The sequence below is a fragment of the Cognatiluteimonas telluris genome (assembly GCF_011320095.1).
GTDB lineage: Bacteria > Pseudomonadota > Gammaproteobacteria > Xanthomonadales > Xanthomonadaceae > Cognatiluteimonas > Cognatiluteimonas telluris.
This window is the reverse complement of sequence record NZ_JAANOY010000013.1, coordinates 48,461-64,005: the sequence shown is the minus strand read 5'-3', so window position 1 is coordinate 64,005 and position 15,545 is coordinate 48,461. Positions and strand designations below refer to the sequence as shown.

Below are 15,545 nucleotides of genomic sequence, written 5' to 3'. Positions count from 1 at the left end.
GCAGCCCGGCGCGGATGCCGCCGCCACGCCGAACGCCGCGCGCGTGGCCGCCGAAGTGCGCGCCGGCACCCGCCAGGACAGCGACGTCGCGACCGCGGTGGCGGCGCTGCTGATGCGGCAACCGGGCCTGTCCGCGGTCACGGTGCAGGTGCAGGCCGGCATCGTCACCCTCGGCGGCAAGGTGCCGGAGGAAGCCGACCGCACGCGCGCCGCGACGCTGGCCAAAAGCGTGCGTGGCGTGACCGACGTGGTGAACGTCGTGCAGCTCGATGCCAACCTGCACACACGCCTGGACAGCGCCCTGGACCAGGTCAAGGACAAGCTGGTGCGCATCGTCGCCGCGGTGCCGCTGCTGGCCGTGGCCATCCTGATCGTGGTGCTGGCATGGTGGGTCGGGCGAGTGGTGTCGCGGCGTCCGGCGCGCTGGCTGCGTGAGCGCAGCGGCAATCCCTACATGGATGGCCTGGTGCGGCGCATCCTGCAGACGGTGGTGGTGCTGCTGGGCGTGCTGCTGGCATTGAACCTGCTGGGTAACACCTCGCTGGTCGGCGCCGTGCTCGGTTCGGCCGGCGTGATCGGCCTGGCCTTCGGTTTCGCGTTCAAGGACATCGCCGAAAACTACATCTCCGGCGTGCTGCTCAGCCTGCGGCGGCCATTCGCACCGGGCGACCGGCTGCTGGTGGACCGGTTCGAAGGCAAGGTCGTGGCGCTGACTTCGCGCACGACGCTGCTCATGACCCTGGATGGCAACCACCTGTCGCTGCCCAACGCGCTGGTGTTCAAGTCGGTGGTGCTCAACTACAGCGTCAATCCCAAGCGCCGCTTCGACGTGCTGCTGCCGATCGATCCGAGCCAGTCGATCCGCCGCGCGCAGGAACTCGGGCTGCAGGCGCTGGGGAAAGTCGATGGCGTGCTTGCCGAGCCGGCGCCGAGCTGGTCGGCCGATGGCTACAACGCCAAGGGCATCGACCTGCGCTTCTACGGCTGGATCGACCAGCGCTGCAGCGACCTGACCAAGGTCCGCAGCGAAGCCCTGCGCGCGATCAAGGGCGCATTCGGGCACAACGACGTGCACGGACCCGAAACCGTGCGTTACCGCGCGCCCGAACCCGCGTCCCCTCCGATCTCGACCGCACCCGAACGCATCCAGGCCGGCCGCCGCATCGATGGCGACATCGACAGCGAAGGTGGCTGCGGCGACACGTCGGTCAATCGCGACATCGACGCCCAGCTGGCCGCCGCGCAGCGGGCCACCGAGGAGCGCAACCTGCTGGAAACCAGCGCCAAGCCCAACGACGGCGACAGTGCTTCGCGCACCTGAGCGCAGGGCACACAACGCAGGGATCCATGCCGTGACCACACCAACGATCCGACGGGTCCTGCTCGCACTGTCCGTCGCGGCTGCCAACCCGGCCTTCGCGCAGGCGCAGGCGCCGGCACCCAGCGACGCGGCCGCCTGCGCCTCGATCGAGACCGACGCCGGGCGGCTGGCCTGTTACGACGCCGCATTCGGACGCGTGCGCAGCGATGTGCAACGGGCCGACCGGGAAGCCGACCAGGCCGAGCACGCGCGCCACGCGACCAGCGACCTGTATCGCAATGATGCGCGCCATGCCGTTGATGCCCACGGGGCCGATGCCGAAGCCAATGCCGGCAAGGGTTCGTTGCTCGACAGCCGCTGGGAGCTGGCGAAGGGCTCCAAGCTGGGAACCTTCAACTTCCGCGCCTACAAACCGGTGTACCTGCTGCCGGCGCTGTGGAGCAGCGCGCCGAACGAGCATCCGGCCTCATCCAATCCCGAAGTTCCGCCCGCGACGCAGTCGCTGGATTCGGTGGAAACCGAATTCCAGATCAGCTTCAAGACCAAGGCGTTCGAGAACCTGTTCGGCGACAACGGCGACCTGTGGATGGGCTACACCCAGGTCTCGCACTGGCAGGTCTTCAACGGTGGCGAATCGCGCCCCTTTCGCGAAACCAATTACGAGCCCGAAGTGCTGCTCGTGTTCCGCAACAACTACAGCATCGGTGGCTGGCACGGACGGATGTTCGGGGTCGGCGTCAACCACCAGTCCAACGGCCGCGCGGACCCGCTGTCGCGCAGCTGGAACCGGGTGATGGTCAACGTCGGGCTGGATCGCGAGGGCTGGGCGCTGGTGGCGCGGCCGTGGTGGCGCATCTCCGACGGCCATGCGGACGAAAATCCAGGCATCGAGGATTACATCGGCCGTGGCGATGTGACGCTCGTGCACCAGGTGGGCGGCAACGAATTCGCGCTGATGGCGCGGCATTCGCTGCGCGGCGGGGAGCACTCGCATGGCGCGCTGCAGTTCGACTGGGGATTCCCGATCAACCGCACGCTGCGCGGCCACCTGCAGGTGTTCGACGGCTACGGCGAAAGCCTGATCGACTACGACCACCGCGCCACGTACGTTGGGATCGGGATCTCGCTGCTCGAATGGTATTGACGTAGGGCGGGCCCAGGCCCGCCATGGCGACATCAAGAATTCCGTCGACGGGTTTGGCCGCCATTGGCGACATCAAGAATTCCGGCGGCGCCATCGGTGACATCCAGGACTCCGATGGCGGGCCTGGGCCCGCCCTACGCGACGACCACCGGAATCTTCCCGATCCGCGCCTGCCATTCGCGCGGGCCGGTCTGGTGCACCGATTCACCGTTGGAATCCACCGCGACCGTCACCGGCATGTCCTGCACGGTGAATTCGTAGATCGCCTCCATCCCGAGGTCCTGGAAGGCCACCACACGCGCGGCCTTGATCGCCTTGGACACCAGATATGCCGCGCCGCCGACCGCCATCAGGTAAGCGGACTTGTGCTTGCGGATCGCTTCGATCGCGACCGGGCCGCGCTCGGCCTTGCCGACCATGCCCAACAGGCCGGTCTGCTCCAGGATCTGCCCCGTGAACTTGTCCATGCGCGTCGCCGTGGTTGGCCCGGCGGGGCCGACAACTTCGTCGCGCACCGGATCGACGGGACCGACGTAGTAGATGAAGCGCCCGCGCAGATCCACCGGTAGCGCTTCGCCCTGGTCGAGCATGCCGACCATGCGCTTGTGCGCGGCGTCGCGCCCGGTCAGCAGCTTGCCGTTGAGCAGCAGCACTTCACCGGGCTTCCAGCTGGCGACGTCGTCCGCGGTGACCGTATCGAGGTCGACGCGACGCGCGTTCTGCGGGCTGTACGTCAGCTGCGGCCAGTCGGCGAGCGATGGCGGCTCCAGCATCACCGGCCCGCTGCCATCGAGCGTGAAATGCGCATGGCGCGTCGCCGCGCAATTGGGGATCAACGCCACCGGCAGGTTGGCCGCATGCGTCGGGTAATCCCTGACCTTGACGTCCAGCACCGTGGTCAGGCCGCCCAGGCCCTGCGCGCCGATGCCGAGCGCGTTGACCTTGTCGTACAACTCCAGCCGCAGCTCCTCGGCACGGTTCATCGGCCCGCGCAGCTGCAGCTCGGTGATGTCGATCGGCTCCATCAGCGCTTCCTTGGCCAGCAGCATCGCCTTCTCGGCGGTGCCGCCGATGCCGATGCCGAGCATGCCCGGTGGACACCAGCCGGCGCCCATCGTCGGCACCGTCTTCAACACCCAGTCGACGATCGAGTCGGAGGGATTGAGCATCGCGAACTTCGACTTCGCCTCCGAGCCGCCGCCCTTGGCCGCGACGATCACGTCCACGGTGTTGCCGGGGACGACCTTGACGTTGACGACGCCCGGCGTGTTGTCGCGCGTGTTGCTGCGCTTGCCCGCCGGATCGGCGAGCACGCTGGCGCGCAGTTTGTTGTCCGGATGGTTGTAGGCGCGGCGCACGCCTTCGTGGACCATGTCTTCCACCCCCATCGTCGCGTCATCCCAGCGCACGTCCATGCCGATGGCGAGGAACACGGTGACGATGCCGGTGTCCTGGCAGATCGGCCGATGGCCCTCGGCGCACATGCGCGAGTTGATCAGGATCTGCGCGATCGCATCCTTCGCCGCCGGCGACTGCTCGCGTTCGTAGGCCGCGGTCAGGCTGCGGATGTAATCCACCGGGTGGTAGTACGAGATGTACTGCAGCGCGTCGGCGACCGACTGGATCAGGTCTTCCTGGCGGATGGCGACGGCGCGGCGGCTGGCGGCGGCGGGCGGATCGAGCGGGCGGATCGTGGTCACGGGGCGGGAATCGACGGCGAAACCGCCATTTTACGCCGAGCGCGGACTTCGCTGCGGAGGGCCGGGCTGACACCGGCAGGCCGGGGAGCCGTCCCGGGCCGGCGAGGGTCCGGTCCGGGGGTGCCCTTACTCCGCGGGCGGCGGCTGCAACGTCCCGGCCAGCTCCTCCAGCTCCGCGATCGCCGCTTCCAGCGCGTCGTAGAACTCGCCCTGCTTGGTCATCAGGTCCTCGATGGTCGCCGACTCGCCGAGCTTCTTCAGCTCGCCATCGAACTTCAGCCACTGGCTGGTCAGCAGCTCGACGTTGTTCTTCGCGTAGTGCCGCATCTCCTTGAGCTGCGTCACAGTGTCGTTGACGTGGTCGAGCGGCGTCTTTGCGGTTTCATCGCTCATCGCGCGCATCCTGGTCCGGGGAAGCCCCCAGCCTGACGCCCGTGCGTCGCGCCCTGCGTGAAGGCATGCCGCGCCCCAACCGCCCCCGCGCAGCGGGCGCCCGGGGCGCGGGCTGGTGAGGTGAGGCAGGGCGCGGCTCCGCCTGCGCCGGGCGCGTGGTTACTGCAGCGACTTCGACGTGCCCTGGCCGCGCAGCTTCGCCTTTTCACCGGCGATCAGCGTGGCTGCTTCACCGGACTGTTTCCAGGACTCGTACTGCTCGTCCAGGTCCGCGCGCTCCTCGGCGGTGAACAGCTCACGCGCCATCTTGAACATCGTCTTTTCTTCCTCGGTGGCGTGGTGGTCGATCATTTCACCGAAGACCTTGACCCGCCCCGCGAAGACCGGCGTATCCAGATCGGCCGCATTGACTTCCGGGATGACCGAATTTTCCACCGCATGGTGTTCGGACAGGGCTTCGGCGTGGGTCTTGAGGCCGTCGCGATCGGCGCGCTCGGCGAACGCCGGATAGAACACCTGCTCTTCCCATTTCGCATGCGGCATCAGGTTGGCTTCGATCTCCTCCAGCAACGCGCCGCGCGTCTTGAGCGCCCGGTCGGTGGTGTCGTTGATCTGCGAAAACAGCTTGCGCAGCGTGTCGTGTTCGGTCTGCAACGTCTTCAGGATGTCTCGGGCCATGGTGCGCATCTCCGCGGGCTGACGGATCGTCAGAGGACGGTAGTGTTGCCGTCGCCCCCATGATGCCGGCGCGAATTTGCAGGCACGTCACGCACGCAACGCGCGTCGCCACGACGGTGGACCGCCTGTTCATTTCGATCGGCCCGAGTCAACCCGCCGGTGCGATCGGCATGAATGCGCGCCGCATCCGCCGACGCCGCGATCGGCACACCGGGCGGCATGTCCGCCGCCCGGTGGTTCCCCGCCCGCGCGCGCCTCCCGCAAGGCGGCCTCCGCCGCCCTGCGCGATCGGCCTCAGCTACCGATATGGATCCGCAACACCTGCCCCAACCCGACCGGCGGCGGCCCGAACCCGACGTTGGACACGAACAGGTCGCCGTGCGGCCCGAACGTCATCGCCGTCGGCAGCGTCAGGCCCGAGACGATCGTCTGCAGCGAACCGTCGCTGCCGATGCGGACGATGTTGCCGGTGCCGGGCGTCGGTTCGGCATTGCCGGTGGTGTTCTGCAGCACGTACATCCGGCCGTGGCTGTCGAACTGCACGCCGAGCACGGTCGTCAGTCCATTGACCACCGTGGAGACGTGGCCGGTGGGCGTGATCTTCAGGATCTTCGAGGAGCCCTCCACGATCGGGAACGTATTGAGGTTGCCGACGAAGAAATTGCCATAGAACGCCGCCATCGCGGTCGGCACGATATGACCCTGCGTCGCCGAGATGTCCGCAATGCGATGCACCGCGCCACTGGTGGAGACCCGGTCCAGCTCGCCATGGTTGGGCTCGACGACGAACAGGTAACCGCCGGCGGCGACCATCGAGTAGAAGGTGCCATCGGGTTCGAAATCGTCGGCTTCCGGATTCAGCACCGGATGGGCCTTGACGAACTTGCTGAGGTTGGCCACCAGCGTCGGCGTGCCGCCGGCGCCGATGCGCACCACCGCGTTGTCGCGGCCCACGACGCCATGCGAGCAACCCGCACCGCCGATCAGTGCATACAACGTGTGGCCGATGAATGCCACGTCGGCCACGCCGCTGATCAGCGAACCGCTGGCGGCGCTGGTCTGGCTGGAAGGCAACCGGTTGGTGACCGTGGTCCGCACGCCGTGGCTGTCGATCCTCGAAATCCGCCCGCCGGTGGTGCTGCCGGTATAAGGCCCGATCGGTGGGATCACCTGCGGGCACTTGCCCACGGTCGAATGCGTGCCGCCGGTGCCGCCTTCGGCGACATAGAGGTTGCCGTCGGGCCCGAACTTCAGGCCGCGTGGATTGTTCAGGCCGGTGGCATACACCGCGACGGTGACCGGCGACGCGAGTTGCGGCTCGACGAGTGCCGCGATGTCCTGCGCGGCAGGCGTCGACTGACGCGCGGCCGCGTGCAGCGGAAGCAAAGCCACCGCCAGTCCAAGCGCGAGCGCGCCGAGGGGGAATCGTGAAGTCATGGGGGTGTCTCCAGGAAGGGCGGCAGATGGGGGCGCTACCGCTTTCGCCACGCACCAGAAGCCGGCGCTCTCCAGGCCGGTTTACCGGATGGGTTCGGCGCACCGTGCGTGCGCATGTCGTGTCCGTGCCCTGTCAACGCCGGTGGAGTCGGCATGCGGACAGAGGCCCGGGATGAATGCGAGACGGCCTGCGACATCGCTTCGCCAACCCGACCGCGCCGTCAATCAAGCGGCTGCCGCGCCGCGCGGGGATAATGTCCGGCCACGGATTCAGGAACCTGCCTTGAGCATCGCTGCAACCGACGCCTCCGCCGACGCTGGACCGGACGGCGACACCCGCACCACGACCGACACGCTGCGGGTCACCCTGGCCACGCTGGAAGCCATCGTCGACGACCGCAGCCTGCTCGACGCCCTGCCTGCGGAATCACGCGCACGCCTGCTGCAGGCCGTCGCCCTGGTCCACCACCCGGAACCGCGCGCCCGCCGTCGCCAGGCCAAACTGCAGGCGCGCGAGCAGGCGCTGGACAAGGCGCGCCGCACCGAGTCCCTGCTCGACCAGACCGGCATCCGCACCCTGCGCCGCAAGCCGGTGTTCACCACGCCCAATGTCTTTCCGCCGCACGCGCCCGGCCTGCACGACCCCAGCAACCGCGCGTCCGATCCGGTTTCGCACAACGAGTCGCCGGAGCTGCTGCACTGCTACGTCTGCAAGCAGAAGTACACGCGCGTGCATCACTTCTACGACCAGCTGTGCCCGGCCTGCGCCGAGCTCAACTTCTTCAAGCGCACCGAAACCGCGGACCTCACCGGGCGCGTCGCGCTGCTGACCGGCGGGCGCGTCAAGATCGGCTACCAGGCCGGCCTGAAGCTGCTGCGCGCCGGCGCCGGGCTCATCGTCACCACGCGCTTCCCGCGCGACTCCGCGGCGCGCTACGCCGCCGAACCCGACTTCGACCAATGGGGCGACCGGCTGGAAGTCTTCGGCCTGGACCTACGCCACACACCCAGCGTCGAAGCCTTCTGCGCGCAGCTCGTGGCCACCCGCCCGCGCCTGGACTTCATCATCAACAACGCCTGCCAGACCGTGCGCCGCCCGCCGGCGTTCTACGCGCACATGATGGAAGGCGAGACCGCCGCGCTGCGCACCATGCCCGAGGACGTGCGCAAGCTGCTGGGCAATTACGAAGGCCTGCGCAGCCCCGACCTGCTGCCACACGCCGAGGCCAGCGCACTGCAGGCCCATGCGCATGAAATCGTCGGCGCCGCCGGCCTCACCCGCGCCGCCGAGCTCTCGCAGGTGCCGCTGCTGGCCGAGGAACTCCTGGGGCAGGCGCATCTCTTCCCCGAAGGCCGCCTGGACCAGGACCTGCAACAGATCGACCTGCGCGGCCGCAACTCATGGCGCCTGCAGATGGACGAAGTGCCGTCGGTGGAACTGCTGGAAACCCAACTGGTGAACGCCGTCGCGCCCTTCATCATCAACGCGCGCCTGAAGCCGCTGATGCTGCGCACGCCCGATGGCGAAACGCCGACGCGCGACAAGCACATCGTCAACGTCTCCGCGGTCGAAGGCCAGTTCTACCGCAACTTCAAGACCACCAAGCACCCGCACACCAATATGGCCAAGGCCGCGCTCAACATGATGACGCGCACCGCCGCCGCCGATTACCACGGCGACGGCATCCACATGAACAGCGTCGACACCGGCTGGGTGACCGACGAAGACCCCGCCGAGATCGCCGCCCGCAAGGTCATCGAGGAACGCTTCCACCCGCCGCTGGACATCGTCGATGGAGCGGCCCGGATCGTTGACCCGATCATTCATGGGTTCAACACGGGGGAGCATGTTTGGGGGCAGTTCTTGAAGGATTATCGGCCGACGGATTGGTGAGCGGTTGGCTGAGACCAGCTCAGCCAATCGATACGCACCCCGCTCGCACTGTGGGAGCGGCGTCAGCCGCGAGCTCTTGCCACGTTGGAGCGTAAGGCGCGAAGCCAACTCCCCACAATGCCCGCAAGCCGATACGGTTGCTCTCCGTAGGAGCGGCCTTGACCGCGAGCTCCTTCAGAACTTCGCCAGGAAAACATCGTGCCTAACTGGCGGTGGCCGTCGTAGCGACGCCTTTATCGCGCAATGCTTCATACAACTGCGCTGGCCCAAGCAAAATATCCCGCAACCCATCGCGCACCCGCTCGGACCCAAGCGCTTGGCTGCTCATGGTGTTATGCGCGTCAAGCGCGTCCATGATGGCGTGCAGCAACGCATCCTTCAGGTCGGGGGAATTGGCGAACTGTTCTTTGCTGTTGCTAGCAGCTTGCTGCACCAGCGTTTGGTTCTCCAGCAGCTTTCCCTTGAGTACACCGTTGACGTAGACCAGTTGGTCGTCGTCAGTAAGCTGTCCTTCGAACAGGCCGTTGACCTTCTCGATGATCTCCGCGAGATAGGCCTGCTGCTTTTCCTGCAGATGCCCGCTGCCTACAGCCTCCAGCGGCGACAGTTTGTAGCTGCCGTCGGCCCCGAGATTGAGCGGCTGCTTGCCGCCGCTGCGCAGGGTGTGGTGTGTCAGCACCACCTTGGACAGGTCCACTTCATCGCGCTCGCGGCCAAACTCCAACAACGGGATCAGGCGCTTGTAGAAAATAAAGCGCTTTTCGATGTCGGTGTTGCCGTAGTCGAACATCTGCGACAAGAATGCGTAGATACGCACATACGCGCCCATGTCGTTCTTGAAAAGCACCAGCGCTTCCAGCGTGTCTTTGGCAGCCTGCTCTGCCTTGTCGTCATCTTCAGCTTGGGCCGCTGTCTTCGTCTGCTGCGCAGCCTTGTAGCGTTTAAGCAGACGATCTGCGACCGGAGCGATTGCAGCGCTCAGTTGCGCCTGTGTGCCGGCGGGATCGGTCTCCACCTTGGCAACGCGCTCGACTTCGAAGGTGTCGTAGTTCCCGCTGGCATCCAGCTTGGCGCGTAGGTCATAGACCAGGTGCGGATCGGTCGTGGCCTCCAGTTGCGCGGTTTCGTAGTAAGTCTTGAATGCCTTGAGGATTTCCGCTGCGTCGTTGACGAAGTCGAGGATGTACGTCGTGTCCTTGCCTGGGTGCGCGCGATTGAGGCGTGAGAGCGTCTGCACCGCCTGGATGCCGCCCAGCATCTTGTCCACGTACATGCCGCAAAGCAGCGGCTGGTCGAAGCCAGTCTGGAACTTGTTGGCCACCAGCAGCAGGTGGTACTCGGGCTTGGCAAAGGCTTCGCGGATATCCTGGCCCTTCAGCCCGGGATTGAGCAGCTTGCTGGTCTCGGTGACCGGTTCCGGAAAGCTTTCCGGATCGTTGATCTCGCCGGAGAACGCCACCAGCACGCCCAACGGATAACCCTGGCGCTCGATGTAACCGCGGATTGCCTTCTGCCAGCGCACCGCCTCCTTGCGCGAGCCGACCACCACCATCGCCTTGGCCTTGCCATCCAGCAGCGGCTGCACGTTCTCGCGGTAATGCTCCACCACGATCTGCACCTTGGATGCGATGTTGTAGGGGTGCAGGCGTACCCACTGCATGATTCCCTTCATCGCTGCGGAGCGTTCGACCTGCTTGTGGTCGATTTCCTGGCCATCGTGCGCCAGCCGGAACGCCAGATCGTAGGGCGTGTAGTTCTTCAGCACATCGAGGATGAAGCCCTCTTCGATCGCCTGCCGCATCGAGTACACATGGAACGGCTGCGGCAATCCATCCGGCCCCGGCCGTCCGAACAATTCCAGCGTCTTGCTCTTGGGCGTGGCGGTAAAGGCGACGTAGGTCAGCCCCTTGCCACCGGTGCGCCCTTCCATGTTCGCGGCCAGCACCGCTTCCGTGTCGATGCCACCGCCATCCTGCAGATCGGACAACTCCTGCGCGCTCAGCACCTGCTTGATCTTGGCCGCGGCCTCGCCGGTCTGCGAGCTGTGCGCCTCGTCGGCGATCACGGCAAAACGCTTGCCCTCGGTGGCCGCCAGTTCCTGCACCGCCTGCAATGCAAACGGGAAGGTCTGGATGGTGCAGACGATGATCTTCTTGCCGTTCTTGAGCGCCTGACCCAGCTGCGCACTCTTGCTGCCGGACTCGCCAGTGATGGTGGCCACCACGCCGGTAGTGCGCTCGAAGTCGAAGATCGCTTCCTGCAGCTGCGCGTCCAGCACGTTGCGATCGGACACCACAAGCACGCTGTCGAACGCCTTGTCGTGAGCGTCATCGTGCAAGTCAGCGAAGAAATGCGCAGTCCAGGCAATGGAGTTGGTCTTGCCCGAGCCGGCCGAATGCTGGATCAGGTAGCGCTGCCCTGCTCCCTGCGCGCGCACGTCGGCGACGAGTTTTCGCGTGGCATCGAGTTGGTGGTAGCGCGGGAAGATCACGCCGGTGAGCTTCTTCTTGTCGTCGCGCTTGCCGATCAGGTAGCGGCCGAGGATTTCGAGCCAGCTTTCCCGCTCCCACACGTCTTCCCACAGATAGGAAGTGGCAAACCCATCCGGGTTGGGCGCATTGCCCGCCGCGCCCTGGTTGCCGCGATTGAATGGCAGGAAGTGCGTCGCCGGCCCCTGCAGTCGCGTGGTCATCATCACTTCTGCCTGACTGACGGCGAAGTGCACCAGCGCACCACCGGGAAAGCCCAGCAGCGGCTCCGCCAGCCCGCCCTTCGGATGCGGATTGCGATCGAAGCGGTACTGATCCACCGCATCGCCCACGGACTGGGTGAAGTCCGATTTCAGCTCCGCCGTCGCCACCGCGATGCCGTTGACGAACAGCACCAGGTCCACGCAGTCGTGCGGGTTGTTCGGCGAATGCTTCACCTGCCGTACCACCCGCAGCCGGTTGGCTGCGTAGTGCTGCGCGATCACCGGGTTCATCGCCAGCGCCGGCTGGAACTGCACCAGCGACAGCGACTCCTTTAGGCCCAACATCTCCACGCCACGGCGCAGCACGTCCAGCGTGCCGCGCTCATCGAGGTTCTTGCGGATGCGTTCGGCCAGGCGCTGGTCCAGTTGCGCGCCATGCGTCTTCGACAGCGCCTGCCAGCTGGCCGGCTGGGTCGCCTCGATCCATGCCAGCAAGTCCGGCAGGAACAGCGCGTTGGCGCGATCGTAATGCGCGGCATCGCCTTCGACGTACGACCAGCCATGTGCTGCCAAGTGCTGGCAGATCTCATACTCGAAATGGCGCTCCTGGTGCAGGTTCATGCGTCACCCACAAGTTCGGGATGGCGCTCTTGCAGCCAGTTTCCGGCATGTGCAAGCAACGCCCCGGCTTCCTCGATGCAGGATGCCAGCGCCGCATCCGGGATCGGATCCCCGATGTAATCATTGATGTTGCGTTGTTTGCGCAGCCCGTCCAGCACGATCACGGTTTCCTTCGCCACGCCCATGGTCAGGGTCAGGCACTGGATCGCGGTCTGGTGGTGCCCTGGCTGGCTGGTCGCGGTGCGGTAACCGTTGGCCCACAGGCCGAGCATCGCGCACTGCATGATGCATTTGTAGGCCGCATCGAAGCGATTGTCGTTGCCGATGGCATCCACGTGCGCGTCGGCCAGGTTGCGGCGCGCCGAACCCAGCAGCTTGAGGACCGACGCGCGATCAGTGTCGTGCTGCTGCAGGCGCTGGATCGCCAGCAAGTTCTGCAAGGTCATCCTTATCCCCCATCAGGAATACCACGGACTTGCCCGTGATCTCGCGCACGAAAGCTTCTCCCCGCCTCACGCGCTCCACAAACTCCGCAGGCGAGTACAGCACCGGATTGATCTCGCGGCGAAGTTCGGCCTGTGCCGGATACAACGCTTTTACCAGTTCCGAGAAGCCTGCGTCGCCCACCACCAGCAGATCGATATCGCTGCCGGCCGATTGCGTACCGCGCGCCGTCGAGCCGAACACCAGCGCTACCAGGATCTTCGCCGCCAACGGCGCCAGCGCCTCGCGCAGCATCGCCGCAGCCCCGTGGGTCTTGCGGAAGATTGCCGCCAGGTCATCGAACAGCGGGCAAGCCCGATTGGCCTGGTAGTGCACCTGGTTCCCCTGCTCGTTGCGCAGCACCAAGCCTGCCCCGGTGAGCTTGTCGAGCTCCCGCGTCAGAGTTCCGGCATGAGTGCCCGTCAGCCGGGCCAGTTCACGCAGGTGGAAGGCGGCGGAGGGCTCGAGCAGCAACACGGCCAACACCCGCTGGCGGGCGCGACCGAACAACAGGTCCATCAGGGTCATAGTGTTGCTCATATGGCAACGAATGTTGCCTCTTTGGCAACACGGGGGCAAGTACCCCGTTTCCAGCTGGCCGCGCGACTAGACCTCGATCTCCGATATTGGGTCTTGCATCGCCTCAACCAGACGCACCGACAGCTGGATCAACTGGTCCTGGAACAAGGGCCACTGGGACTCTGGAAGCCTCCAGCCACCGGGGACCTCGACGCAGATCCGCGTCCCCGCCCGGTTCGGTAGGCGTTGCCAGTCCAGCTTGCCGCCAAAGCGGGCCTCGATTTCCGCCTTCTGGCCATGGAGGATGTCGAACGCCTGCTTGCTGCGCGACCCATCATCGTTGGCAAGGCGGATGTATATCTCGGCCCGGCCAACATCCTGCGTCAATGCCACGGTTGCCGAGTATCCCGTTCGCCCGATGCCCGCGCTTAGCCAGTGATCGGTCGTGGGGTTCCGATTGGCGAACAATGGCGTTTTTGCCTTGGAGCGCTCCAGGAACTGCGTCCAGAACCGCTTGAACACCTGTTGCCGCGCACCCCCTCCGTTGGGCAACTTCGGATCGGGAGATCCCGGTGGCATGCCCTCGTCCCACTCCGCATAGGTCTGACCCGTGCCCTTCCGCAACCAGGTGATTCGGCCATTGTCAGGTCGACCCAGGATGACGGCAGAGGCTGCACTCGGACTGGTGAATGCGACATCCTGCATGAATTTGAGTCGGTCACCATCTGCCGCCAACATCCCGCTATCGATCAGTTCCTCACGGAGTGTCTTATAGGCGTGCTCATTTCCCATCCATTCCGATTTTGCGTTCGAGCTAGCCAGCACCACGAACTGGTCGCCGATCTCGCGCGCCGTTGCCTTCAAACCGTGCTTGGGGCTCTCCATCTCAAACTCGGGAGCGTCTCCAACTGCTGCCGCGATTTTCGCCATCGCGATCGATTGTGGATTCTTCCGCCCTTCCAGACGCCAGTGGCGCTCCAGTGCTTCGATCAGTTGAGTTTGCCTTTCCTCCAAGACGTCAGCAGTCCACTGCGCGTGCTGCAATACCTGTGTCGTCAACGCGAAGGGAGACACGCCGCCCTTCGTAAAGTAGGCAATCTTCTTCCGATCGAAATCATAGTTATTTGCAGCGCTGTTCTTCTTGCGCGTGAGCAGCGCAAGGTTGCCAAGCCGGTGGACCCAACTCAACCGATCCTGCGGGTCTGGTAACCACGCGAGCCAGTTGCTGCCCTCGCGCGGCTGCTGTGGCATTACATGCTCGACGGTAATGACGTCGTGGTCGTATTTCGCACCACCACCTGATACCAATCCGTCCAATCGCAGCAGGATCACCGAAAGGGCACGTGCCGAATGCGTGTCGTACAGCGGCCCTGACAGGGTCGTGTACGTATGGTTTTGCTCCACCGGAGACAACTGCAGCGGCGAGCCCTCGTCGTAAAGGTCATTGCCACCCTCCACGGCACGGGTCAATAACGAAAAGCGCTCGATGCGCTCATTCACCCCAGAGCGCCGCACCAGCATCGAGTAGGCCAGCCGCTCCAGGTCGCAAAAGAACCGCAGCATCGCGTCCGGATCATTGCGATGGCGCGAGAAGAACGCTAATGCAGGGGGTAGCCAATCCTTGAACTCGATGCGGTTCAGCCATTCCAGATAGCCGTTGATCACCTCGGCGTGCTTCTGGCTGGAATAGTCGGCATCCGTGATCTCCCGGAACGCCTGTGCCATGGGGACCAGTGTCTCATCGATGAAGTTCACCGGATCAGCGACACCGACGTGTTCGCGGAACTCCTTGAGTAGCGTCCCCTGTGGCTTGGCCTTGCGATAAACCATGCGGATGTGGCTGAACAATTCGCCGAATGCATCGCGCCCAAAGTCTTCCTCAAGGCTTTCCCACTTCATCGTGTATGTGTCGCGGCTTTCCTTGGCTACGCCACCGATGATTTCCGCCTTGAGGATGTCGGTCGCGCTGAGGTCCAGTCCGCGGCTGTTGAGCACACCGAAGATGCGATAGGCTGCATCCAGGTCCGGAGTAGCCACCGTCACCAGATAGCAGCGCGTGGCCATGAACTGTACCAACCGCACCAACGTTGCCTCATCGAACTTCGGCAATTGGACAAGAAATAACGCTGCGTTTCGCCGCAGACGCTGCTGGGCGTCAGGCAGCGTGTCGTTCAGGGCAACGAGCTTGTTGATGCCACCCTCGTGTTGCACGTACTCGCGGAAGAAATCGCGGTCGCGGTCGCGCAAAGACAAGCGGTAGCGCGCCGGCGTCGCGGTTACGACGTCACCATGCTCATAAATGCGCTTGGTTATGCCCGTTTGCATGCCCGCATCCTTCACCGTGGCCCGGATGGCCGACAGCAATAGCGTCAGGGTGGTCAGGCGTTGCTGCCCGTCGACGACCGTTGCTTCGGGTGAAGCATCGCCTTTGATCAGGACGATGCTTCCAAGGAAATACGGTGCCACGCCCTCCAGCTTGCTTCCGCCGGACTGCATGTAGGCCACGAGATCGTCCAGCAATTCCTGCGCCTGATCCGTGCCCCAGGAATACGGCCGCTGGTACCCAGGGATGGAAAACACGTAGTCGTCGCTGAAAATCTTTGAGAGTGGCTGTTCCTTGGCCAGAAGTGTGTGGGTCATCGCAAGATTCTCCTGAAAGATTT

General features: G+C 65.0%; 11 protein-coding genes. 3 read left to right on the top strand and 8 right to left on the bottom strand.

Annotated elements, in window-relative coordinates; all coding sequences use genetic code 11:
* Together G7B67_RS08425 and G7B67_RS08420 are read left to right on the top strand one after the other, a co-directional pair.
* The coding region (locus G7B67_RS08425) for a mechanosensitive ion channel family protein (RefSeq protein WP_207780893.1) at nt 1–1,321 on the top strand (1,321 nt) is incomplete at its 5' end.
* A 31-nt stretch (nt 1,322–1,352) separates the two neighbouring features.
* Nucleotides 1,353–2,465: a phospholipase A gene (locus G7B67_RS08420; RefSeq protein WP_166210655.1), complete on the top strand. Its 1,113-nt coding sequence runs from the start codon at nt 1,353–1,355 to the stop codon at nt 2,463–2,465.
* 134 nt (nt 2,466–2,599) lie between these two features.
* Here G7B67_RS08420 and G7B67_RS08415 read toward each other — a convergent pair whose 3' ends face one another.
* From G7B67_RS08415 to G7B67_RS08400, 4 genes are all read right to left on the bottom strand, one after another.
* Entirely contained in the window at nt 2,600–4,156 is a 1,557-nt protein-coding gene (locus G7B67_RS08415) for a fumarate hydratase (protein ID WP_166210802.1), read from the bottom strand.
* A gap of 135 nt (nt 4,157–4,291) precedes the next feature.
* On the bottom strand, nt 4,292–4,558 hold the full coding sequence (locus tag G7B67_RS08410; RefSeq protein WP_166210793.1) for a hypothetical protein: 267 nt from the start codon (nt 4,556–4,558) through the stop codon (nt 4,292–4,294).
* A 159-nt stretch (nt 4,559–4,717) separates the two neighbouring features.
* The gene (locus G7B67_RS08405; RefSeq protein WP_166210790.1) at nt 4,718–5,236 is read right to left on the bottom strand and encodes a hemerythrin domain-containing protein; all 519 of its coding nucleotides are present in this window, start codon (nt 5,234–5,236) and stop codon (nt 4,718–4,720) included.
* Nucleotides 5,237–5,530: 294 nt separating this feature from the next.
* Complete coding sequence (locus tag G7B67_RS08400) at nt 5,531–6,673, bottom strand: ScyD/ScyE family protein (RefSeq protein ID WP_166210787.1); 1,143 nt, start codon at nt 6,671–6,673, stop codon at nt 5,531–5,533.
* Between the two features lie 289 nt (nt 6,674–6,962).
* On the opposite strand from G7B67_RS08400, the gene G7B67_RS08395 reads away from it, so the two are divergent.
* Nucleotides 6,963–8,567 (top strand): SDR family NAD(P)-dependent oxidoreductase, encoded by a 1,605-nt coding sequence (locus tag G7B67_RS08395; protein ID WP_243412302.1) that lies wholly within the window; start codon nt 6,963–6,965, stop codon nt 8,565–8,567.
* A 202-nt stretch (nt 8,568–8,769) separates the two neighbouring features.
* Here G7B67_RS08395 and G7B67_RS08390 read toward each other — a convergent pair whose 3' ends face one another.
* The 4 genes from G7B67_RS08390 to G7B67_RS08375 all read right to left on the bottom strand — a co-directional run bounded on the left by G7B67_RS08390 (nt 8,770) and on the right by G7B67_RS08375 (nt 15,522).
* Nucleotides 8,770–11,880 (bottom strand): type I restriction endonuclease subunit R, encoded by a 3,111-nt coding sequence (locus tag G7B67_RS08390; RefSeq protein WP_166210782.1) that lies wholly within the window; start codon nt 11,878–11,880, stop codon nt 8,770–8,772.
* Nucleotides 11,877–12,326 carry a DNA-binding protein gene (locus tag G7B67_RS08385; protein WP_166210779.1) on the bottom strand — a complete coding sequence of 150 codons (450 nt, stop codon included), beginning with the start codon at nt 12,324–12,326 and terminating at the stop codon, nt 11,877–11,879. Before G7B67_RS08385 ends, G7B67_RS08390 begins: the two co-directional genes overlap by 4 nt.
* Nucleotides 12,274–12,891 carry a nucleotidyltransferase domain-containing protein gene (locus G7B67_RS08380; protein ID WP_243412300.1) on the bottom strand — a complete coding sequence of 206 codons (618 nt, stop codon included), beginning with the start codon at nt 12,889–12,891 and terminating at the stop codon, nt 12,274–12,276. Before G7B67_RS08380 ends, G7B67_RS08385 begins: the two co-directional genes overlap by 53 nt.
* Before the next feature lie 78 nt (nt 12,892–12,969).
* On the bottom strand, nt 12,970–15,522 hold the full coding sequence (locus G7B67_RS08375) for a DUF4268 domain-containing protein (RefSeq protein WP_166210773.1): 2,553 nt from the start codon (nt 15,520–15,522) through the stop codon (nt 12,970–12,972).
* Between the last annotated feature and the right edge of the window lie 23 nt (nt 15,523–15,545).